This is a genomic window from Flavobacterium psychrotolerans, assembly GCF_003097635.1.
Lineage (GTDB): Bacteria > Bacteroidota > Bacteroidia > Flavobacteriales > Flavobacteriaceae > Flavobacterium > Flavobacterium psychrotolerans.
The window spans coordinates 197,039-217,257 of sequence record NZ_QCZI01000004.1; the positions used below are offsets into that span (position 1 = coordinate 197,039).

General features: G+C 35.2%; 22 protein-coding genes. 9 read left to right on the forward strand and 13 right to left on the reverse strand.

The window, feature by feature from the left end; translation table 11 throughout:
• Window positions 1-355: 355 nt before the first annotated feature.
• Window positions 356-2,332, reverse strand: coding sequence for an alpha-ketoacid dehydrogenase subunit alpha/beta (locus tag DB895_RS04845; RefSeq protein ID WP_116724232.1), 1,977 nt, complete (start codon window positions 2,330-2,332; stop codon window positions 356-358).
• A 173-nt stretch (window positions 2,333-2,505) separates the two neighbouring features.
• Here DB895_RS04845 and DB895_RS04850 point away from each other — a divergent pair, with 173 nt between their 5' ends.
• Entirely contained in the window at window positions 2,506-3,456 is a 951-nt protein-coding gene (locus DB895_RS04850) for an isopenicillin N synthase family dioxygenase (RefSeq protein WP_116724233.1), read from the forward strand.
• 69 nt (window positions 3,457-3,525) lie between these two features.
• Here the strand turns inward: DB895_RS04850 and DB895_RS04855 are convergent, their stop codons facing one another.
• The 4 genes from DB895_RS04855 to DB895_RS04870 form a co-directional block, all read right to left on the reverse strand.
• On the reverse strand, window positions 3,526-3,747 hold the full coding sequence (locus DB895_RS04855; protein WP_116724234.1) for a hypothetical protein: 222 nt from the start codon (window positions 3,745-3,747) through the stop codon (window positions 3,526-3,528).
• 6 nt (window positions 3,748-3,753) lie between these two features.
• Entirely contained in the window at window positions 3,754-3,909 is a 156-nt protein-coding gene (locus DB895_RS04860) for a hypothetical protein (protein ID WP_116724235.1), read from the reverse strand.
• On the reverse strand, window positions 3,906-4,451 hold the full coding sequence (locus DB895_RS04865; RefSeq protein ID WP_116724236.1) for a hypothetical protein: 546 nt from the start codon (window positions 4,449-4,451) through the stop codon (window positions 3,906-3,908). Before DB895_RS04865 ends, DB895_RS04860 begins: the two co-directional genes overlap by 4 nt.
• Before the next feature lie 85 nt (window positions 4,452-4,536).
• Window positions 4,537-6,504 (reverse strand): endonuclease, encoded by a 1,968-nt coding sequence (locus DB895_RS04870; protein WP_116724237.1) that lies wholly within the window; start codon window positions 6,502-6,504, stop codon window positions 4,537-4,539.
• Between the two features lie 207 nt (window positions 6,505-6,711).
• Here DB895_RS04870 and DB895_RS04875 point away from each other — a divergent pair, with 207 nt between their 5' ends.
• Window positions 6,712-7,152, forward strand: coding sequence for a KTSC domain-containing protein (locus DB895_RS04875; RefSeq protein WP_116724238.1), 441 nt, complete (start codon window positions 6,712-6,714; stop codon window positions 7,150-7,152).
• Window positions 7,153-7,348: 196 nt separating this feature from the next.
• On the opposite strand, the gene hemL is transcribed toward DB895_RS04875, so the two are convergent.
• From hemL to DB895_RS04895, 4 genes are all read right to left on the reverse strand, one after another.
• Window positions 7,349-8,635, reverse strand: coding sequence for a glutamate-1-semialdehyde 2,1-aminomutase (gene hemL / locus DB895_RS04880; protein WP_116724239.1), 1,287 nt, complete (start codon window positions 8,633-8,635; stop codon window positions 7,349-7,351).
• A gap of 4 nt (window positions 8,636-8,639) precedes the next feature.
• Window positions 8,640-9,596, reverse strand: a complete 957-nt coding sequence (locus DB895_RS04885; protein ID WP_243694627.1) for a glucosaminidase domain-containing protein — start codon at window positions 9,594-9,596, stop codon at window positions 8,640-8,642.
• Window positions 9,574-10,488 carry a 1-aminocyclopropane-1-carboxylate deaminase/D-cysteine desulfhydrase gene (locus DB895_RS04890; protein WP_116724241.1) on the reverse strand — a complete coding sequence of 305 codons (915 nt, stop codon included), beginning with the start codon at window positions 10,486-10,488 and terminating at the stop codon, window positions 9,574-9,576. The genes DB895_RS04885 and DB895_RS04890 overlap by 23 nt, the downstream gene beginning before the upstream one ends.
• Before the next feature lie 209 nt (window positions 10,489-10,697).
• A complete protein-coding gene (locus DB895_RS04895) occupies window positions 10,698-10,979 on the reverse strand; it encodes a hypothetical protein (protein WP_116724242.1) in 282 nt (93 codons plus the stop codon).
• Between the two features lie 93 nt (window positions 10,980-11,072).
• Here DB895_RS04895 and DB895_RS04900 point away from each other — a divergent pair, with 93 nt between their 5' ends.
• Window positions 11,073-11,927: an aldose 1-epimerase family protein gene (locus DB895_RS04900; protein ID WP_317046114.1), complete on the forward strand. Its 855-nt coding sequence runs from the start codon at window positions 11,073-11,075 to the stop codon at window positions 11,925-11,927.
• 13 nt (window positions 11,928-11,940) lie between these two features.
• Entirely contained in the window at window positions 11,941-12,498 is a 558-nt protein-coding gene (locus DB895_RS04905; protein ID WP_116724243.1) for a GNAT family N-acetyltransferase, read from the forward strand.
• A 3-nt stretch (window positions 12,499-12,501) separates the two neighbouring features.
• Here the strand turns inward: DB895_RS04905 and DB895_RS04910 are convergent, their stop codons facing one another.
• Window positions 12,502-12,726, reverse strand: a complete 225-nt coding sequence (locus DB895_RS04910) for a VF530 family protein (RefSeq protein WP_116724244.1) — start codon at window positions 12,724-12,726, stop codon at window positions 12,502-12,504.
• A gap of 70 nt (window positions 12,727-12,796) precedes the next feature.
• Between DB895_RS04910 and smpB the strand changes: the two genes are divergently transcribed.
• The gene (gene smpB, locus DB895_RS04915) at window positions 12,797-13,249 is read left to right on the forward strand and encodes an SsrA-binding protein SmpB (protein ID WP_116724275.1); all 453 of its coding nucleotides are present in this window, start codon (window positions 12,797-12,799) and stop codon (window positions 13,247-13,249) included.
• 110 nt (window positions 13,250-13,359) lie between these two features.
• Here the strand turns inward: smpB and DB895_RS04920 are convergent, their stop codons facing one another.
• From DB895_RS04920 to DB895_RS04935, 3 genes are all read right to left on the reverse strand, one after another.
• Complete coding sequence (locus tag DB895_RS04920) at window positions 13,360-14,322, reverse strand: phosphoribosylaminoimidazolesuccinocarboxamide synthase (protein ID WP_116724245.1); 963 nt, start codon at window positions 14,320-14,322, stop codon at window positions 13,360-13,362.
• Between the two features lie 150 nt (window positions 14,323-14,472).
• Window positions 14,473-15,288 carry a Cof-type HAD-IIB family hydrolase gene (locus DB895_RS04925; protein ID WP_116724246.1) on the reverse strand — a complete coding sequence of 272 codons (816 nt, stop codon included), beginning with the start codon at window positions 15,286-15,288 and terminating at the stop codon, window positions 14,473-14,475.
• A gap of 238 nt (window positions 15,289-15,526) precedes the next feature.
• Entirely contained in the window at window positions 15,527-16,477 is a 951-nt protein-coding gene (locus DB895_RS04935) for a PhoH family protein (RefSeq protein WP_116724248.1), read from the reverse strand.
• Between the two features lie 108 nt (window positions 16,478-16,585).
• Between DB895_RS04935 and DB895_RS04940 the strand changes: the two genes are divergently transcribed.
• The 4 genes from DB895_RS04940 to gldG are packed head-to-tail and all read left to right on the forward strand — an operon-like array spanning window position 16,586 to window position 20,206.
• Complete coding sequence (locus tag DB895_RS04940; protein WP_116724249.1) at window positions 16,586-17,434, forward strand: SAM hydrolase/SAM-dependent halogenase family protein; 849 nt, start codon at window positions 16,586-16,588, stop codon at window positions 17,432-17,434.
• A 26-nt stretch (window positions 17,435-17,460) separates the two neighbouring features.
• Window positions 17,461-17,757: a putative quinol monooxygenase gene (locus DB895_RS04945; protein ID WP_116724250.1), complete on the forward strand. Its 297-nt coding sequence runs from the start codon at window positions 17,461-17,463 to the stop codon at window positions 17,755-17,757.
• A gap of 38 nt (window positions 17,758-17,795) precedes the next feature.
• Window positions 17,796-18,521, forward strand: coding sequence for a gliding motility-associated ABC transporter permease subunit GldF (gene gldF / locus DB895_RS04950; protein WP_116724251.1), 726 nt, complete (start codon window positions 17,796-17,798; stop codon window positions 18,519-18,521).
• Window positions 18,521-20,206, forward strand: a complete 1,686-nt coding sequence (gldG, locus tag DB895_RS04955; RefSeq protein WP_116724252.1) for a gliding motility-associated ABC transporter substrate-binding protein GldG — start codon at window positions 18,521-18,523, stop codon at window positions 20,204-20,206. Before gldF ends, gldG begins: the two co-directional genes overlap by 1 nt.
• The last annotated feature ends 13 nt before the right edge of the window (window positions 20,207-20,219 follow it).

Consider the following 20,219-nt stretch of genomic DNA (forward strand, 5'->3'; position numbering starts at 1 on the left):
CCTGCTTACGAAAACGTAGTAGTGTTAAAAACTTTGTATCATTTATTGATAAACGAATCCATGAATGGGCAAAAAAATCATTTTTATGACTTTTACCTATTTCATCCTGAAATTTATATCGATATCGTTTAGCGAGTAGACTGATTTTATGTTATTCTTTATTTTTTGTTATTTTTATTGGTAAAAAATTAATTGAAAAAAGTAGTCTATTTTAGAATTACAATTTGGAAATTCTTTTATATATTTTTCAACATACGATTCAGATCTCTTTTGCATGCCAGTTACATGAGAGTTACATCCTTGTTACTCTTGTTTTTTTTTTTTGTATCTTTTTGATAATAAGACAGCATATAAATTAGTAAGCCAACAATTTTTTCAGTTCCGTTTCAAAGCGTCCCTTTGATAAATATTGATCTTCGAGGGTCTTCATAAACGGAATTGGACTGTCTAAACTCGCAACACGTATTACCGGAGCGTCAAGATATTCGAAACAATTTTCCATAATCATTGCTGAAATATCGCTGGAGATTCCGCCAAAAAAACTGTCCTCCTGTAAAATAATTACTTTGTTTGTTTTTTTTACCGATGCATAGATGGCTTCCGTGTCTAATGGTTTCAAAGTGCGCAAATCCAATACATCGGCAGAAATATCAGGATTATTGCCTAACGTTTCCAATGCCCAATGCACAGCGGCACCGAAGGCAATGATGGTAACCTGAGTCCCTTCCTTTAATAGAGTCGCTTTTCCCAAGGGCAACGTGTAATAATCTGTTGGAACCTCTTGGTAAATGCTTCTGTACAATTGTTTGTGTTCAAAAAACAATACGGGATTGGGATCATTAATGGAAGTTGCTAAAAGTCCTTTGGCATCATAAGGAAAAGCGGGATATACTACCTTTAATCCCGGCGTTTTGGTAAACCAGGCTTCATTGGTTTGCGAGTGAAATGGTCCCGCTTGCGTTCCCCCGCCACATGGCATCCGAATGACAACATCTGCTTTTTCCTGCCATCTGTAATGGGATTTGGCCAATAAATTTACAATAGGATTGAATCCGGTGGAAACGAAATCGGCAAATTGCATTTCAACAATCGCCTTGTAGCCATTGATCGACAATCCCATTCCGGCTGAAACAACCGCACTTTCGCAAATGGGGGTATTGATTACTCTTCCCTTTCCGAATTGATCCACAAAACCTTCCGTGATTTTGAAAGCGCCACCATATTCAGCAATATCCTGGCCCATAATTACAGAATTCTCATGACGCTCCATGGATTGTTTTAACACTTGCGAAACGGCGTCTACAAAACGAATTTTCTCCACTTTTTCAGATGGGATAATTTCTTCAAAATCGTACGCTTTATAGACGTCATTTAATTCGGTATCGTAATTCGCTATTATTTCCGCTTCGGTATTGGCAATTAACAAATGGTCGTCAATTTCTTTTCTGATTTCGCTTCGCCAAATTTCGTCTTGAGGAACCGTTAGTATTTTCTGTTCTATTAAATAACTCCTAAAGGTATCCACAGGATCTTTTTCTGCCCATAAATCCATCAATTCCTGAGGAACATATTTGGTGCCACTAGCCTCTTCATGACCTCGCATCCTAAAAGTTTTAAATTCCACCAAGACAGGACGCGATTTTTTTCTCATTGAATTCACGATTTTAGTGAGTTCTACATATACTTCCAGAATGTTATTCCCGTCAATAATATGGCTTTCCATCCCGTAGCCAACTCCTTTATCTGCTAAATTTTCACATCGATATTGTTCATTTGTAGGAGTAGAAAGTCCGTAGCCATTATTTTCAATAACAAATAAAACGGGCAAGTCCCAAACCGAAGCAATGTTTAAGGCTTCATGAAAATCGCCTTCACTGGTAGCGCCTTCACCCGTAAAAACAGCAGTTACTTTGCCATTTTTCTTCAATTTATTGGCCAAGGCAATCCCGTCAGCAACACCCAATTGCGGTCCCAAATGCGAAATCATTCCTATAATTTTATATTCCTGCGTTCCAAAATGGAAACTTCTGTCCCGACCTTTGGTAAATCCATTGGCTTTGCCCTGCCATTGCGAAAATAAACGGCATAACGGAATATCCCTTCCAGTAAAAACCCCTAAATTTCGGTGCATGGGCAGGATATATTCATCTTTCTCTAAAACGGCAGCAACACCAACCGAAATTGCTTCTTGCCCTATTCCGGAAAACCATTTGGACACTTTTCCTTGACGTATAAGAATAAGCATTTTCTCCTCAATCAGCCTAGGCTTGATTATTTTTTTATATAAATCCAATAATTTTATGTCAGTCAGATTTTTTCTGTCGAAGTTCATCATAATTAAGTACCAATTAGTTCCTCAAAAGTATGAAAAATAACAATTAGACCTAAAAATGTTTGATTTATTTAAATTGTTGATAACTTTAAAAATTCCGTTTTATAATTATTATTTATATTTGTGGCAATAAGGCGTAACAATCCTTAAGTTATTAACAATAAAACTGTAGTATGCAAAACATTCCTAGTGTTGACTTGCGTGATTTCCTTTCGGATGACCCGAAACGTAAACAAAAATTTGTAAATGAAATCGGAAAAGCCTTTGAAGACATTGGCTTTGTGGCGCTAAAAGGTCATTTCTTAAATGATCAATTGGTTGATGAATTGTATGGTGAAATTAGAAATTTTTTCTCCCTTCCCTTGGAAATCAAGGACAGTTATGAAATTCCGGGAATTGGAGGCCAACGGGGTTACGTCTCTTTTGGAAAAGAGCATGCCAAAGGCAGAAAAGAAGGTGATTTGAAAGAATTTTGGCATTTTGGACAATATGTGGACAAAGATTCAAAATACGCTTCAGAATATCCAGACAATGTAACCGTTACAGAATTGCCACGTTTTAATGTTGTGGGAAAAGAAGCCTATCAAATGCTTGAAAAAACGGGTATTTATGTTTTAAGAGCTTTGGCTTTGCATCTTGGATTGGACGAATTCTATTTTGATGATTTTGGAAAAGAAGGAAATTCTATTTTAAGACCTATTCATTATCCGCCCATTACCTCGGAACCTGCCAATGCGATTCGGGCTGCGGCTCATGGTGATATTAACTTGATTACGCTTTTGATGGGAGCGCAAGGTCGTGGATTGCAAGTTCAAAACCACGATGGCCAATGGATTGATGCTATTGCTGAACCCGATGAGTTGGTGATTAATGTGGGGGATATGCTTTCTCGTCATACCAACAATAAACTAAAATCTACGATTCATCAGGTTGTGAACCCACCAAGGGAATTGTGGGGAACTTCACGTTATTCCATTCCGTTTTTTATGCACCCTGTTAGCGATATGCGTTTGGACTGTTTGGAGAATTGTATTGATGCTGAAAACCCGAAAAAATATGACGATATTTCTGCTGGAGAATTCTTGCATGAACGTTTGGTTGATTTGGGATTAATCAAAAAATAGAATTTATCTTATTCCATAAAAAGACATTGAGCCTATTTCAAAATAGCTCAGTGTCTTTTTTTTATGTAATTATTCAGTACCATTTATTTTTTGATGCAATTGATTCAATAAGACCTGATACCTACTGATTTCAATTAAGTCATCATCCTCTTCTGAAAAATCAAGTAATTCATCCAATAATTCACTAACTTCTAGGAGTTTATTATTGGCTTCCTTATTTTGTTTATTGGCAATAAAATCAATTATTTCCTGAACGCTGTTTTTTAAAACAACGAATTTATTACTTTCCATATTTTTCTATTTAGCATCTCCTGAAGTGTTACTTTCATTGAATTTTTTTACAATTTGTTTCAATTTTTCCTTGCGAAGGACTTCGGCATTTTTAACCTTATCTTGGGCTTTATGCAACTTATCATTGTGCTTTTTGATATTTCTTTCGTTGTTTCTACTCATTCTAATTCTCTTTTAATTTCCTCTAGTGTTTTATTGGAATATATCAATTCGTTTATTATTTTTTGTCTCAACACATCTATATCCTCATAGTCAAAATGTTTTGCCCAGGAAGTCAAATTCAGCAAATTCCGAATTTGTTTTATCTTTTTTGCAGTTTCAAAACTCGTGCGAAGTACCGCTTTTCTATCATATTCGGGATTGTTTTTATGCTGATAATTTGCAGTATTTGAGGTAAAGTTGGTTTCAATATAATACAATTCTTCGTTCACATTATCTGGGTAAAAACTGGTCCAAAGTGCAAATCCCAATTTGGTTTTAGGGCTAGTCTCCGGTTGCAATGGTTCCAACCGCCACTTGCTATTTGCCAATCGTCCCCAGTGGTTGGATAATCGATACATCCCGATTTGGGTATAATAATAAGAACTTCCCGATTTACTTATAAAATCAGCCTTTTTGTTATTTATTTCTTGTAACGTAACTTCCTTAAATATACAAAAAGTATTTTTGAAAGCGTTCGGTTTTGGACGTTCTTTTATATCCATACTAAAAATTAAGAAATGTAATTATACAAAAAAACCATTACAATACTACTATTTTAATGGTTTTTTGTGTCAATTTGAATACCCTTTATTTGATAACAATTTTCTTATACAGTGTCTTATTATCAGAGGTGATTTTAGCCAAATAAATTCCAGAGGCCAAATCAATTCTTAATCGGGTTTCACCAATGAAGGACGTGTTGAATAATTTAGCGCCAGAAAGACTATAAATCTCAATCGTACTTTGATCGCTTATTCCAAAAACAGTGATAAAGTCTTTTGCTGGATTGGGGTAGATCACTACCTTTGAATCGGAAAAATCATTGGTAGATAAAGTTGAAAACCATTGTTGCCCCACTTTGGCTCCAAAAATATAATCCGCTAAATTTGGATAATCTATAAATGGATTTCTGTTTACTTGCCAAGTGTAGATATAGTTATTTCTATTCATTTCGAAATCATCGGCCTTATCTGTTTGATTCCAATCCAGCAAAGTCGCCAAATCTCCTATTTGACCAATATTGCTTTCGGTAGTATCACCATTTACTACGCTCAAGGCATTATACCGAACTGCCATATAAAATACGGAGCGGGCAACATCACCATGCCAACTTCCTTGGCTTCCTATTGGTCCGTTATAATCTACACCATAATTTCTGTTGTTTCTAGAGGAATTTTCCTGACCGTCCTCAGCACGAATATGATGAGCGTCTCCATGTCCTGTTGCAATAACATCCGGGCCTGTAGTTGTCCAGACATTAATTCCTTGAGGCGTACTCGAAGTGGCATCGGCAAATCCACCACGTGATTGACAATATATGTGTTCCCTGTTCCATTTCCCAATAATGCTATTCCCAACTTGATAATCTATTTTAGAACGAGGTTCTTCAACATACATTAACCAAACTTGATTGCTATTTGCGGGATTTTGATCTGATTTTTTTAATATAGCATATATGTCTCCATAAACATGGGCATGAACTACGGCCGGATTCGCAATTATATCCTGTAGCCCTTGTTTTAAGGCAGCACCAGATAACCCTTCAATAGAAGCATAATAACCCGCCGGTGCGGTATTTGCAACCAAACCATAAGTTGGGTTTAAAGGCGTTCCGAAAGGCAAAACGGTAAAATTGATATCATTGACTCTTATAATCAAACTATTGTTATTAAAATAATATTCTACTGACGGGGAGGTTAACTGAATTTTTAGTTCTTCGTCACCTTCATTCACGCCATCATTAAGGATTTTAATTGTTGCACTTCCGCTTGTTGCCCCAACAGGAATTGTGATGCTCAAATTCCCTGAATAATCACTTGCTTTAAAACTGCCATTATTAAGCGTAAAATTCAACACTAGTGGACTATTTACAATAACCTTACTCACTGTTGATGTAATAATCAGATTCTGCCCCTCGTCAATTGTGGTTAAATTAGTTGACGTTGTTACATAATTAAAAAGAATACCTGAACCATCATTGTTAACTCCAGGAGTTGGTGTTTTCACTTCATAAGTTCCGTCATTTTTTCTTTGTATAGAATGCGTTTGCACTGCCAAAGTTTGGTTTTCGTTAACACAAACTGTGAGCCCAAAAATGGCCATCAAAGCTGTTGGTTTAGTGGTTGCACCATTTGAATAAGCAAGAGCATCAATCAAACCCGTTGCAGTGGCAAGAGTATTATTTGGAAAATCTGTTGCATTGCCAAGATACAAAGCCACGGCATCTGGTCCGTTTTGTATGGTTGCGGTACCAAAAGTTAAAGCCGGTGTTGGGGAAACGGTTTGATTTCCTAAATGGATTATTCCGTTTACATCTGTTTTTAAACCATCTAAATCGATCGAATAATAGCTAGTTGTTGCGGTCCCTGCTGTTGTTCCATTAAAAAAGACCAAAACATATCCATCAAGTGGAAAATTTGCCGTAGTCGATTTTAGTTCAACGAATTCTAAAATATCAGAACTTGGGGTATCAGCATCCAATTCATTAATTACAACTTGTCCATAGGAAGCGCATGCATATAAGAATACCATTGCAAAAAACGTATTTTTCATCATTTTTAGAAATTTTAGTATGCAAATATAATCAATAATTCATTGTTTCGGCAAAATTGTTACAAGAATCTAAGAATGCCAAATTTATTAAACTGCAAAAATAAATTGCTGAAACTCTTCTTAAAAGATGTACCTTTGCAAAAAATTTGTCGATTTTACAATCAGAATATTTTATTTAAACACTAAAAGACAATACGTTACACTCATTTTATGAAAAAAATTGTTGAATACCGCAAGCTATTAAATGTTGACAAAACTGTAGCCCTTAAGGATTTAAAGACTATTTATCGCAATGCCATGAAAGAAAGCCATCCTGATAAGTTTCAGGGGAATGACACTGGATTGCATGAAGCTGAAGAAAAAAGCAAAGAAATTATTGAAGCTTATCATTTTCTTGTTAGTATCAATGCAGAAACTATTAAACAAGGATTACCCGAGTTTAATGAAACGATTGCTTCTGCTACAATTGTAGATTACAAATACGAAAACATTAGACTTTCAATTAATTTTTCCAACGGAAGCAGCTACGAATTTATTAGCGTTCCTAAAGCTACATATGTAAAAATGGTAAATGCAGAATCTCCAAGTAGGTTTGCAAAAAGACATATATTTACTGTTTTTCCTTATAGAAAATTGAGCAATCAGGAATAATTATTTTTTTACAAAAGAAATAAGGTCTTGTTAAAATTCTCTTTTGAGCATTATTTTTTTTCGGTTTTTTGAAAAGTACAAAGCAGGATATTTGATAAAAGACAAGCGATTAATAAATAGAGGTAATTCTATTTATTAATCGCTTGTCCTCTTTTGTGCTTTATTAGACTCTAAAAAATTGTCCGAATATTTTACTTTAAAAAGTTTTGGAAACTTTATCAATTGCACGAATCGTAAAATCTAAATCGTCAAAAGTGAGCGCATCAGTGATAAACCAAGTTTCATATGCCGATGGTGCAATATAAATCCCTTCTTTTAATAATCCGTGAAAGAATTTTTTGAAGGTTTCATTATCCCCTTTTGCCGCACTTTGAAAATCGACAACCGGATTAGCATCAAAATGTACTGAAATCATAGAACCTACCCTATTAATGGTGAAAGTCACCTTATTTTCCGTGAGTACCTTTCTTATTCCGGTTTCTAAATATGCTGTTTTTTCTTCTAATCTTTGAAAAACAGTATGATCCTCATTCAACGCTTTTAACATTGCCAAACCCGCAGCCATAGCAAGAGGATTTCCAGATAATGTTCCTGCCTGATAAACTGGACCAAGAGGAGCCAAATAATTCATTATTTCATTTCTGGCGGCAAAAGCTCCAACGGGCAATCCCCCTCCAATTACTTTTCCAAAACAAACAATATCGGCTGTTATGTTATACAATTCTTGGACTCCCCCTTTTGCCAGACGAAAGCCAGTCATGACCTCATCAAAAATCAATAAAATATCATTATCAGTGCATAATTGTCTCAGTCCTTCCAAAAAACCTTTACTTGGTGGAATACATCCCATGTTTCCAGCAACCGGCTCTACAATGATGGCTGCAATTTCGTTTTTATTGGCCTCAATTAAGGAAGTCACATTATCCAAATCATTATAACGTGCCAATAAAGTGTCTTTTGCTGTTCCGGCAGTTACTCCTGGACTATTTGGAGTTCCAAAAGTAATGGCTCCACTTCCGGCTTGTATCAAAAAAGAATCGGAATGACCGTGATAACAACCTGCAAATTTGATAATTTTATCTTTTTTAGTAAACCCACGAGCCAAACGAATGGCGCTCATACAAGCTTCAGTCCCTGAATTTACAAAACGTATTTTATCAATATTGGGAACCATTGCAACGGACAAAGCGGCGATTTCAGTCTCCAAAGCTGTAGGCATTCCGAAAGAAGTTCCTAATTTAGCTCGGTGAATTACCGATTCTACAACTGGTTCGAAAGCATGTCCCAAAATCATCGGTCCCCACGAATTAATATAATCTATCAATCGGTTGCCATCTTCATCATATAAATAGGCTCCTTTAGCACTTTTAACAAAAATTGGCGTTCCTCCTACTGCTTTGAAAGCACGAACAGGCGAATTTACACCTCCCGGAATTACTTTTTCAGCTTCAGCAAAAAGCTGACTGCTTCTTTGATATAGCATAAAATTATTTTATTATTAGATTTTGTCCTATGGAAATAGCGTTTTCACTAATGTCATTTTTTCTTTTCAAATCTTCAATAGAAATGTTGAATTTTTTTGAAATAGAATATAACGTATCGCCTTGACTTACTTGGTATAAATTGGAATTTGCAGAAACTTGCTCTTTGGAATTAACAGGAACATATTCAGTTCCTAAAACTTCTGAATCGTATTGGTTTAATTGATAACGTTCAATAATCCCTATTAATTTATCCGGATATTTTGGATCAGATGCATAACCCGCGGCTTTCAACCCTTTTGCCCATTCTTTGTAATCGTCTTTTTTTAATTTGAACAATGGCTGATACCATGCTCTACCGGTTAAAAATATAGCATGATCTGTGTACGATTCATTTGGCAGATTGTATTTTCTAAAACATTCTTGTGCAGAATCATCATCATATTTCACACTTGGCCCAGACCAATCTTTATGACACTTAATACCAAAATGATTGTTTGCCTGCACGCTCAATGGCCCTGTTCCTGCACCCGACTCCAGAATTCCCTGCCCAAGAATAATACTGGAAGGAATCCCATATTTCGCCATGTTGTTTTTGGCTATATCTTTATATTTAGAGATGTATTCTAAAACCATGGCAGTGGTAACCTTAACTCGAGTAGTAGCCTCCAAAATTTGTGTTTCAGAATTAATGTCTGTTTTAGAATTAGTCTCTGTTTTAGAATTATTTACTGGACTTTGAGCAATTGGCTTGGAAATGATATCAGGTTTACTGTTAATTGGCTTTTTTACCGATTTCACAATCGTGGTGTTTGGCTTTTTATGTAGCGTTTGTTTAGTCCTTGCTATTGTTTTATTTGTAGTTCTTACAGTTCTCACTACTGGCTGACTTGTTGAACAGCCCACAAGTGAAATTGCAATTACTAAAAGTATCCTCTTCTTAAACATCATAATTCTCGTCATTGATTAATGGTAATTTTTTATTTTTTAATTTGATATTCATTCCTTGAACCCCCTGAATTCCGCCAGTATGTACGACTAAAATTTTTGAACCTTCTGGAAAATAGTTGTTTTTAATTAAATCCATAACGCCAAAAAGCATCTTTCCGGTATAAATGGGATCCAATGGAATTTTAGATTTTTCATAAAATGAGTTAATAAATTCAATTAACTCTTTATCTACTTTTCCATAACCCCCAAAATTATAATCCGGAATCAATTCCCAACGGTTATTTTTTGCAAAATTACGAATTTCATTTATTAAAAAGTCTCCTTTTAATGCCGGAAATCCTAAAACTTTTTGATGCGATTGGGAGCTGTTAATAATCCCAGTAATTGTACCCCCTGTACCTACTGCACAGCAAATGTAATCAAACATTTTATCCTGTTCGATTAAAATTTCCTCACAACCTTTGATGGCCAAACTATTTGTGCCTCCTTCTGGAAGATAATAAAATGTCCCATGTTTTAGTTTTAGTTTTTCTAAAAATTCTGTTTCACTTTTAAATCTATATACTTCCCTGGAAACAAATTCAAATTTCATTCCACAATTTTGGGCAAAACGCAATGTTGGATTTTCATCTATTTTTTCTCTTAACTCTTCTCCCCTAATTACGCCTATGGACTCAAACCCGTTTTCTTGTGCGGCAAACGCTACGGCAGCAATATGATTGGAAAAAGCACCACCAAAAGTGAGTAACTGGGTTTGATGTTCCTCTTTTGCCTGAAGTAAATTGTATTTCAATTTACGGTATTTATTTCCGGAGACTATCGGGTGAATCAAATCCTCCCTTTTGATATAAAGGGTGACGTTGGAAAAAAAAGGGAACTCTATTTTTTGGGTAATCGATTGCATGCTGCGAAATTAAGCATAAATAAAGATGAAGTGGGAACAAAATTAAGCAATCTATTCCGATGTTAAAATAATTGCGAACAACTCCCTCTTTCACTTTAAGAAATCTCCAAATCACACAAACATGAGTTTCGCAAACCTATAAGCATATCCGACATGCAAAAAAAAACACCAACTAAATAGTTGATGTTTCAGTATGGCTTACAATAATTTTAAATCGATTTAAAAATTCGGTTAATTGGTATTCCAACACCTTTTTTAAGGATAACACTATTATCTGTTACGGCCCAAACGGTGGTTTCTACCACTTTTTTGCATTGATTGTCTTCAAAGAAGATTTTAATTTTCGAATGATCTAAACTGCCTAAAGCCTGTGCCCGATTCAAATCGTTTTTTCTTTGTTGGATTGCCTCTTTGTCGGTAAGGACGTCTGTAGTTGGAAATTTTAGAGATTGAATATTTTCTTTCTCTATGATTTGGAAATAAGTAGTCATAATGGTTCGGTTTAGGGAAATAAATTGTTTTTTGGCTTTGTGAAAATAATAAAATATATTTACAAAACAATAAAAAATATTTAAATTTAAATTATGTTGAGAACAACAATTAAAAATTCAGGTTTAAAAGCGGTCATAAACCATAAAGGCGCAGAATTAATTTCTTTTACAAGTAAAGACAATATAGAATATATTTGGGAAGGCAATTCTGAATTTTGGGGTAAACATTCACCTGTTTTGTTTCCAATTGTAGGAACTCTAAAAAACAATCAGTTCATCTATAAGAACAATACTTATCATTTACCACGTCATGGCTTTGCCCGAGATCTCGATTTTCAATTGATTGATTCTAAAGAAAGTCAAGCCGTTTTTTCATTGAAAGCAAACGAAGAAACCATAGAGGTATATCCTTTCCATTTTGAATTGCAAATTTGGTATACTTTAAAAAAATCTAAATTAACAATTGCCTATAAAATCATTAATCAGGAAGAAGTCACCATGCCTTTTTCAATTGGAGCTCATCCCGCATTTGCATTGCCAAAAGCTTTTGAAAATTATTCATTGGTATTTGAACATCCTGAAGTTTTAAAAAGTTATCAACTGGAAAATGATTTGCTTTCTGATGTGACTGTTTCTCATGAGATGAACGCAAACAAACTACCGCTTACCTATCCTTTATTTGAGAAAGACGCTTTGATTTTTAAAAAATTGAACTCTAAAAAAATCACCATTATAGAAAACGAAATTCCTTTGCTTCGTGTTCAATTTGACGATTTCCCGTATTTAGGAATTTGGACTAAAAATAACGCCCCATTTATTTGCATTGAACCTTGGTTGGGTTATTCTGACACCGTACATTCCACCGGAAATATTTCAGAAAAAGAAGGCATTCAATTTGTTGAACCAAAACAAACATTTGCTTGTAGTTTCAGTTTAGAAATTTTATAAATTTACGTAAAAAATGTTAACTATAAATTTTCATCCTTTTCAAAATCTAGAAACTGAACGATTGCTTTTGCGCCGCATTGACGTTAACGATGTTGAAGAAATATTCAGCCTTAGAAGCAATCCAGAAACCATGAAATACGTTCCAAGACCATTAGCAAAAACAATAAAAGATGCTCTGGAACATATTGCTATGATTGATGCTAAAATTAAAAGCAACGAAGGTATTAATTGGGCAATTACATTAAAGGATGACCCTAAATTTATTGGAATAATTGGTCATTACCGGATAAACCCCGAAAATTATCGATCGGAAATAGGCTATATGTTACTTCCTGAATTTCACGGAAAAGGGATTATCACAGAAGCAATACGAGAAGTCGTTAACTATGGTTTTCATAAGATGCAATTGCATTCTATAGAGGCAATTATTGATCCTGAAAATACAGCTTCCGAAAAAGTTTTACTGAAAAATGGTTTTGTCAAAGAAGCCCACATCCTTGAAAATGAATTTTATGATGGAAAGTTTTTAGACACCGTCATTTATTCTCTTCTGAAAAGAAACCACATGTAATAGTTACAATTTTGGTAATGTTCTAAGATACAATTCTTCGACTTTTTTTCGAGCCCATTCGGTTTTTCGTAAAAAAGTGAGACTCGATTTCACACTGGGGTTTTCTGTAAAACACTTGATTTTTATCAATTCACCTAAAGTATCAAATCCATAATAATCAACTAGTTGTTCAATAATTTTTTGAAGCGTTATTCCGTGAAGTGGATTGTTTTTTTGGTGATTTTCCATAATGCAAATTTATGCCATTTTTGCAATAACTGTTGCCATTTCATTGATTTGTTCCTACATTTGCCCTACTATGCTAAAAACGATCAACATACTTAATAAAAGAGCACGTTTCGATTATGAAATCCTCGAAACCTTTACTGCTGGAATTGTTTTGGCCGGAACTGAAATTAAATCCATCCGATTGGGAAAAGCCAATATTACGGAAAGCTTTTGTGAGTTTAGCGGTACTGAACTATTTGCTATCAATACTTATATTGAAGAATATGCTTTTGGAAATCAATTTAACCACAAAGCGAGAAGCGAACGCAAACTCTTGCTTAATAAGAGAGAATTAAAAGGGTTGTTGAGAAGTGTTCAGGCTAAGGGATTAACCATTGTTCCCCTAAAATTATTCACCAATGAAAAGGGAATGGCAAAACTGGAAATTGGACTTTGCAAAGGAAAAAAAACCTATGACAAAAGAGAATCTCTAAAAGAGCAAGACACAAAGCGCGAACTTGACCGAATTAAAAAAGCATTTTAAATACAATACTGCAGGGAGAATCCAAATTCAATTATATTGATAATATATTTATAAAAGATAAAAAAAACCGTCCCAATGTGAAATTTGGACGGTTTTACTCTTTTAGTGAACTAGAATTTAGATCTGTTTTCCAAATACATTAAAACATTCTTCTCAATCCTTTCATTAATATTTGAAATATCCGCTTTTACGAATTTCTCTCCTAGAATATTTTCGTACAATTCGATGTAACGTTCGGAAACCGTTTCAATATATTCGTCGGTCATATTTGGAATTTGTTGCCCCGTTTGTCCCTGAAAACCGTTTTCGATTAACCAACGTCTAACGAATTCTTTCGACAATTGTTTTTGCTCTTCGCCCCTGTCTTGCCTTTCTTGATAGCCTTCGGAATAAAAATAACGGGAAGAATCCGGCGTATGAATTTCATCGATTAAAACGATTTGCCCTTCTTTAGTTTTTCCAAATTCATATTTGGTATCTACCAAAATCAAACCACGGCTGGCGGCAATTTCCGTTCCTCTTTGAAACAAAGCTCTGGTATATTGTTCTAAAACCAAATAATCGGCTTCAGCAACAATTCCTTTTGAAAGAATAGCTTCACGGGAAATGTCTGCATCGTGTTCTCCACTATCGGCTTTGGTTGTTGGGGTAATTATAGGTGTTGGAAATTTATCGTTTTCTTTCAATCCTTCCGTCATGGTTACACCACAAATGGTTCTTTTCCCGAGGGTATATTCGCGTGCCGCATGACCGGAAACATAGCCTCGTATTACCATTTCTACCTTAAAAGGTTCACATAAATGACCCACCGCTACATTGGGATCTGGGGTTGCAATCAACCAATTCGGAACAATATCTTTTGTAAGCTCCATGAATTTGGTGGCTATTTGATTCAATATTTGTCCTTTGTAGGGAATTCCCTTAGGCAAAACCACATCAAATGCCGAAAGCCTGTCGGTGGCCACCATTACTAAAAGTTCATCGTTGATATTATATACTTCTCTTACTTTTCCTCTATAAACTGATTTTTGATTGGGGAAACTAAAATTAGTGGTTGTGATTGTGTTGCTCATTTTTGTTGTAGATGTGTTGTTGTTTTTTCTGGATGCAAATTTAGTATTATTTTAGGGAGATTCACAAAGAATGGTTAAGCAACCGCTAATAAATTGCTGACCGAAGAGCATTCAAATAGGGGATTTCTTGGATTCTAGCTCGAATTCAATTTATTTAACCAATATTTTTTTAGATAGGTATTTTGCAACACCATCTTCATCATTAGTCGAAATTACTTCTAAATGAGAGAGTTTATCTTTTAATCCCTCGACAGCATTTCCCATAATGAGTCCTTTCTTTGAAGCCGTCAGCATCTTTTCATCATTAAATCCGTCTCCAAATGATATTGTCTCTTGAAAGGTGAAATTTTCCTTTTCCAAAATTTTTGCAATCGCAACGCTTTTATCGACTGATTTATCCATAAACTCTAAACAAACGGGAAGACTGAAAGCATAATTAAAATCATTGGAATGCGTTATGAGAATTTCGTCTTTTAAGGCTACTAATTTTTGATGATTTTCATGGGTGAAAAATAATTTCAGGGCAGTAAAATCCTCTATTGTATCAAAATCAACTATTTCTGGCACGTAATTGAGCACGGCCTGAAAGCTGTTTAATTTCTGATTGTGTTTGTTGGTTTGCCAAACCAACTCTTTAAACAATACAATTGTAATTTCCGGGTCAATATTTAACGCTAAAACCGATTTTATGTCATCACTCTTGATATTAAATGAAAACAGAAGTTCTTTATTTGGGGCATGTATTCGCGCTCCGTTTGACGTAACCAAATAAACAGGAAAACCAAGTCCTTCTATAATAGGCATAGCATCCAGATGGTGCCTGCCAGTGGCTACAATAATTAAATAATCCTGACTGTGAAGTTCTTGAAAAATGGTTTTGGTATACTCCGATATTTTATGTTCCCGGTTGAGCAAAGTACCGTCTAAATCGCTTATTATTACTTTAATTTTATTCTCTTTAATCATTTTAAGTTCCCTGTTTTTGGGATCACAAATTTATTACGTTTTAAAGAGATATGCAAAGAAAAGCAAGAGGGTGTTAACTTTATCAATATAAAATTTATTTCGATATATTTATCATTTAGCCCCGATTGCAGCGGAAATCCTTTTCTTTTTTTCTTTAAAAAGAAAAAGATTGAAGCGAAAAGCGGGAACATGATTTGTAAATATGTCCGAGCCATTCGCTTCAAAAAAACTTTATTTTCTAATCATTATTCTCGATTTGCTTGTAGGCATCAATCACTTTTTTGACCAATCGGTGGCGAACGATATCTTTGTCATCGAGATAAACAATGGCAATTCCCTCAACATCTTTCAAAACCAGTATGGCTTCCTTGAGACCAGAAATGGTTCGTCTTGGCAAATCGACTTGGCCGGGATCGCCCGTAATCATGAATTTGGCACTTTTCCCCATACGGGTCAAGAACATTTTCATTTGGGAATGTGTCGTATTTTGGGCTTCATCCAAGATGACAAAAGCATGGTCTAAAGTTCTCCCTCGCATAAATGCCAATGGCGCAATCTGGATAATTCCTTTCAAAATGTAATCTTCCAGTTTTTCGTTGGGCAACATATCTCGCAAAGCGTCATATAAAGGCTGCATGTAAGGGTCGAGTTTTTCTTTCATATCACCTGGAAGAAAACCGAGGTTCTCCCCTGCTTCAACCGCTGGACGAGTAAGGATAATTCGTTTTACTTGCTTTTCTTTCAATGCCTTGACCGCCATGGCAACTCCAGTATAGGTTTTTCCCGTTCCAGCCGGACCTACGGCAAAGAGCATGTCGTTTTTATTCATCATATCAACCAAGAGCTGTTGATTAGGCGTCATGGCTTTGATAATTTTTCCGCCTACGCCATGAACTAAAATCTTGTCATGGTCAAATGCTTTCCTATCGTCCTGTAAATCACTTTGTATCACGCGCTCGATTACGTTATCATCTATGGTATTATAGCGGGTAAAGTGAAGCATGAGTCGGTTGAAACGGTTTTCAAATTCATCTAAGACTTCTTTTTCTCCAAAAGCTTTTATGGTTGTGCCACGGGCAACGATTTTTAACTTTGGGTAGTATTTTTTAATAGTTTCAAGATGAGTGTCTTGAGCGCCCCAAAAATCTTTTGGAGCGATGTCTATGAGCTCAATAGTTCTTTCGTTCAAATGGAGTAGTTTTTAATTAAAAAATAATGGTTGATTTTATTAGCTTTGCATAATCTCAAATTTAATGAATTTTAAGTTTACGTTAAGCCAATAGTTATAAACAAATTTATGTCAATAATTACCCTCACGACCGATTCTGGATTAAAAGACCACTTTGTGGGCGCGCTAAAAGGGAAAATTATATCCGAATATCCGGAGGCAGTAATTATTGATATTTCACATGATATTGATCCGTTTAACACTGCAGAAGCGAGTTATATTATTGGCGCTGCATACAAAAGCTTTCCAAAAGGTACGGTTCACCTGATTGGAGTGGATGCCGAATTGAATAAAGAAAATCAGCACATTGTTATGGAATGGAACGATCATTTCTTTATTTGTGCCGACAACGGAATTCTTGGAATGCTCATTCAGAATACGATACCCAATAAAATGGTGGCTATTAACATTCACGATAGATTTCCTGTTGACACTACTGATTTGGACGTATTTGTAACTGTTGCCGCTCATATTGCCCGAGGTGGTTTGCTAAATGTTATTGGCAAAGAAATTACTTCCATAAAACAAGCTACTGAATTGCAGGCTATTGTTGCCGATGACAGAAACTCCATAAAAGGATATGTGATTTATATTGATCATTTTGGGAATGTGGTGACCAATATCTCTAAAAAATTCTTTTTGGAAGTTGCAAAAGGCCGACCTTATGAAATCCCGATGATACAAAGGCGGAGCCAAAAAAAATCAAGTCCCATAAAAAACATTTGGGCGAAATATTCGGATATTGCTAATGCCAGTAATTATGATATCAAAAATTATGAAGGCGATAAACTGGCCATTTTCAACGAAGCCGGGTTTCTGGAAATCGCCATTTTTAGAAGCAACCCCATGAATGTGGGAAGCGCCTCAAGCCTTTTGGGATTGGGGTATCGAGATGCTATTGTTATTAATTTTCTGTAAATAATTATAAAAATCATAAATCTCAAATGTTTGTAAGAATAGTAAAAATGTCCTTTCACGAAGAAAATATTCCCGCTTTTTTGGAAAACTTCGAATTAATGAAAAACAAGATACGAAATGCCGAAGGAAACCGTTTTCTAGAACTGTATCAGGACAAAAACGACAAATGTATTTTCTTTACCTATAGCTATTGGGAAACCGAAGATGATTTGGAAAATTATAGACGTTCAGAATTGTTTTACGACGTTTGGAGCTTTACAAAAAAACTGTTCAATGCAAAACCAGAAGCTTGGAGTGTAGATAAATTAGTTTCTTTAGTTTAGCGTTACCCAACTTCAAACTTTTAAACAAAAAATATTAAATGAAAGCAATAGTTTTACGAGAATTAAAATCTTTTTTTGGATCGCCGATAGGGTATTTGGTGATTGTCATTTTTCTGTTGCTCAACGGATTGTTTCTTTGGGTTTTTGAAGGAGATTACAATATATTGAACAGCGGTTTTGCTGATTTAAGTCCGTTTTTTACCATTTCTCCATGGATATTGATTTTCTTGGTTCCTGCAGTTACCATGCGCAGTTTCTCGGATGAAAAAAAGCAAGGAACACTAGAATTGCTATTGACCAAGCCATTAAGTCTTTGGGAAATTGTGAACGGAAAATTTTTTGGCGCGATGCTAATGATAGTCATTGCCGTTATTCCTACATTCATCTATGTTTATGTTATTTCCAGTTTAGGAATGCCCGAAGGCAATATAGATTTAGGAAGCACAATGGGTTCTTATTTTGGCTTGTTATTCCTGATTGGAGCTTATTCTGCCATCGGAATTTTTACCTCTACCCTCTCTGAAAATCAAATTGTAGCCTTCATTCTCTCTGTGTTTTTATGTTTCTTTTTCTACTTTGCATTTGATGGTTTAGCGACCTATTTGCCAAGCGTTGAGAATTTTATTTCTGCATTAGGCATGGACAATCATTTTAAAAGTATGAGTCGTGGCGTAATTGATACGCGGGACATTTTGTATTTTGTGAGTTTGACTATCTTATTTCTTTCGTTTACTGTTTTTAAACTAAAATCTTTCAAAGCGTAATGACCCCACAAAAGAAAACCAACATAAAAATCTTATTTTTTACAATACTGCTTTTGATACTTGTGAATGTCATTGGAAATCAATTTTTCCATCGTTTTGATTTAACAAAAGACAAAAGATACACGCTTTCCCAGACTTCTTTAAATATCATTAAAGACGTGAAAGAACCCCTAATCATCGATGTTTTTCTTAAAGGGCAATTTCCGGGCGAATTCAAAAAACTGCAAACGGAAACCCAACAAATACTAGAAGAATTCAAGGCTTACAATAAGAATATTTCCTTCCAATTTGTGAATCCAATTGAAAACGAAGACGAACGAGATACTATCATGCAATCGTTTATTGAAAGAGGACTAACTCCAGTTAACGTATCGGTTGATGACAAAGGAAAGCAAATACAAGAAGTCGTTTTTCCATGGGCAATTGCCACTTATAACGGTAAAAGTGTAAAAGTGCCTTTGCTTAAAAATTTAATGGGAGCATCTACCGCAGAAAAAGTGGTGAGTTCCGTGCAACATTTAGAATATGCTTTTGCAAATGCTTTTAACACCATTTCTAAAGCCAAAGAAAAGAAAGTCGCCATCATCAAAGGAAATGGCGAACTTCATGATATATTGATGGCCGATTTCATCAAACAAGTGCGGGAAAATTATTATATCGGAACCTTTACCTTAGATTCTGTTGCCAAGAAACCAAATGAAAGTTTGGCATATTTAAAAAAATATGATTTAGCTATTATTGCAAAACCCACCGAAAAATTCTCTGATGAAGAGAAATTGGTATTGGATCAATTCGTCATGCATGGCGGAAAAACGATGTGGCTAGTCGATCAGGTTAATATTGAGATGGACAGCTTGTACAACGATTCCGGTTCTACCTTGGCTTACCCATTCGACTTGAATTTAAATGATCTGTTTTTTAAATATGGAGTGCGTATCAATCCCACTTTGGTCAAAGATTTAATGGCAACCCCTATTGCATTGGCCACTGGCGAAAAAGGTAGCGCAACTCAATACACCCAATATCCTTGGTTTTATTCGCCATTAATCTATCCATCGTCAAAAAATCCAATTGTGAGTAACCTAGAGGCCTTGCAATTCCAATTTGCAAACGGTATGGATACTTTAAAAAACGGCATCAAAAAAACCATTCTTTTGCAATCTTCACCCTATTCAAAATGGGTTGGTACTCCAGTTGAAGTCAACCTTAACATGGTAAATGACAGACCGGAACAAAGCGATTTTAAAAATACGGGAAACATTCCCGTTGCCGTTTTGATGGAAGGGAAATTTCATTCGGTATATGAAAATCGGGTGTTGCCCTTTACAGAAAAAACATTTCAAACCCAAGGCAAAAACAACAAAATGATAGTGGTTTCTGACGGTGATCTTATCCGAAATCAATTGGACAAAAATCATCAACCTTTGGAATTAGGTTATGATAAATGGACTAACAAATTGTACGGAAATAAAGAATTTATGATGAATTGCGTCAATTATTTATTGGATGATAACGGACTTATTAACATTCGAAGCAAGGAAGTCACTTTGCCTTTACTCGATAAAGAAAAAGTATATGCCAGTTATACAAGGTCACAAGTCATAACTGTCGGGCTTCCAATTGCCATTTTAGGAATTTTCGGATTGGTATTTACCTATTTTAGAAAAAGAAAATACGCCAAGTAATGTTAATAAAATT

What these genes read in the sequence shown, in the direction of transcription:
- DB895_RS04845 (WP_116724232.1), bottom strand. Translation starts at nt 2,332, where the DNA reads ATGAACTTCGACAGAAAAAATCTGACTGACATAAAATTATTGGATTTA.
- DB895_RS04850 (WP_116724233.1), top strand. Translation starts at nt 2,506, where the DNA reads ATGCAAAACATTCCTAGTGTTGACTTGCGTGATTTCCTTTCGGATGAC.
- DB895_RS04855 (WP_116724234.1), bottom strand. Translation starts at nt 3,747, where the DNA reads ATGGAAAGTAATAAATTCGTTGTTTTAAAAAACAGCGTTCAGGAAATA.
- DB895_RS04860 (WP_116724235.1), bottom strand. Translation starts at nt 3,909, where the DNA reads ATGAGTAGAAACAACGAAAGAAATATCAAAAAGCACAATGATAAGTTG.
- DB895_RS04865 (WP_116724236.1), bottom strand. Translation starts at nt 4,451, where the DNA reads ATGGATATAAAAGAACGTCCAAAACCGAACGCTTTCAAAAATACTTTT.
- DB895_RS04870 (WP_116724237.1), bottom strand. Translation starts at nt 6,504, where the DNA reads ATGATGAAAAATACGTTTTTTGCAATGGTATTCTTATATGCATGCGCT.
- DB895_RS04875 (WP_116724238.1), top strand. Translation starts at nt 6,712, where the DNA reads ATGAAAAAAATTGTTGAATACCGCAAGCTATTAAATGTTGACAAAACT.
- hemL (WP_116724239.1), bottom strand. Translation starts at nt 8,635, where the DNA reads ATGCTATATCAAAGAAGCAGTCAGCTTTTTGCTGAAGCTGAAAAAGTA.
- DB895_RS04885 (WP_243694627.1), bottom strand. Translation starts at nt 9,596, where the DNA reads ATGACGAGAATTATGATGTTTAAGAAGAGGATACTTTTAGTAATTGCA.
- DB895_RS04890 (WP_116724241.1), bottom strand. Translation starts at nt 10,488, where the DNA reads ATGCAATCGATTACCCAAAAAATAGAGTTCCCTTTTTTTTCCAACGTC.
- DB895_RS04895 (WP_116724242.1), bottom strand. Translation starts at nt 10,979, where the DNA reads ATGACTACTTATTTCCAAATCATAGAGAAAGAAAATATTCAATCTCTA.
- DB895_RS04900 (WP_317046114.1), top strand. Translation starts at nt 11,073, where the DNA reads ATGTTGAGAACAACAATTAAAAATTCAGGTTTAAAAGCGGTCATAAAC.
- DB895_RS04905 (WP_116724243.1), top strand. Translation starts at nt 11,941, where the DNA reads ATGTTAACTATAAATTTTCATCCTTTTCAAAATCTAGAAACTGAACGA.
- DB895_RS04910 (WP_116724244.1), bottom strand. Translation starts at nt 12,726, where the DNA reads ATGGAAAATCACCAAAAAAACAATCCACTTCACGGAATAACGCTTCAA.
- smpB (WP_116724275.1), top strand. Translation starts at nt 12,797, where the DNA reads ATGCTAAAAACGATCAACATACTTAATAAAAGAGCACGTTTCGATTAT.
- DB895_RS04920 (WP_116724245.1), bottom strand. Translation starts at nt 14,322, where the DNA reads ATGAGCAACACAATCACAACCACTAATTTTAGTTTCCCCAATCAAAAA.
- DB895_RS04925 (WP_116724246.1), bottom strand. Translation starts at nt 15,288, where the DNA reads ATGATTAAAGAGAATAAAATTAAAGTAATAATAAGCGATTTAGACGGT.
- DB895_RS04940 (WP_116724249.1), top strand. Translation starts at nt 16,586, where the DNA reads ATGTCAATAATTACCCTCACGACCGATTCTGGATTAAAAGACCACTTT.
- DB895_RS04945 (WP_116724250.1), top strand. Translation starts at nt 17,461, where the DNA reads ATGTTTGTAAGAATAGTAAAAATGTCCTTTCACGAAGAAAATATTCCC.
- gldF (WP_116724251.1), top strand. Translation starts at nt 17,796, where the DNA reads ATGAAAGCAATAGTTTTACGAGAATTAAAATCTTTTTTTGGATCGCCG.
- gldG (WP_116724252.1), top strand. Translation starts at nt 18,521, where the DNA reads ATGACCCCACAAAAGAAAACCAACATAAAAATCTTATTTTTTACAATA.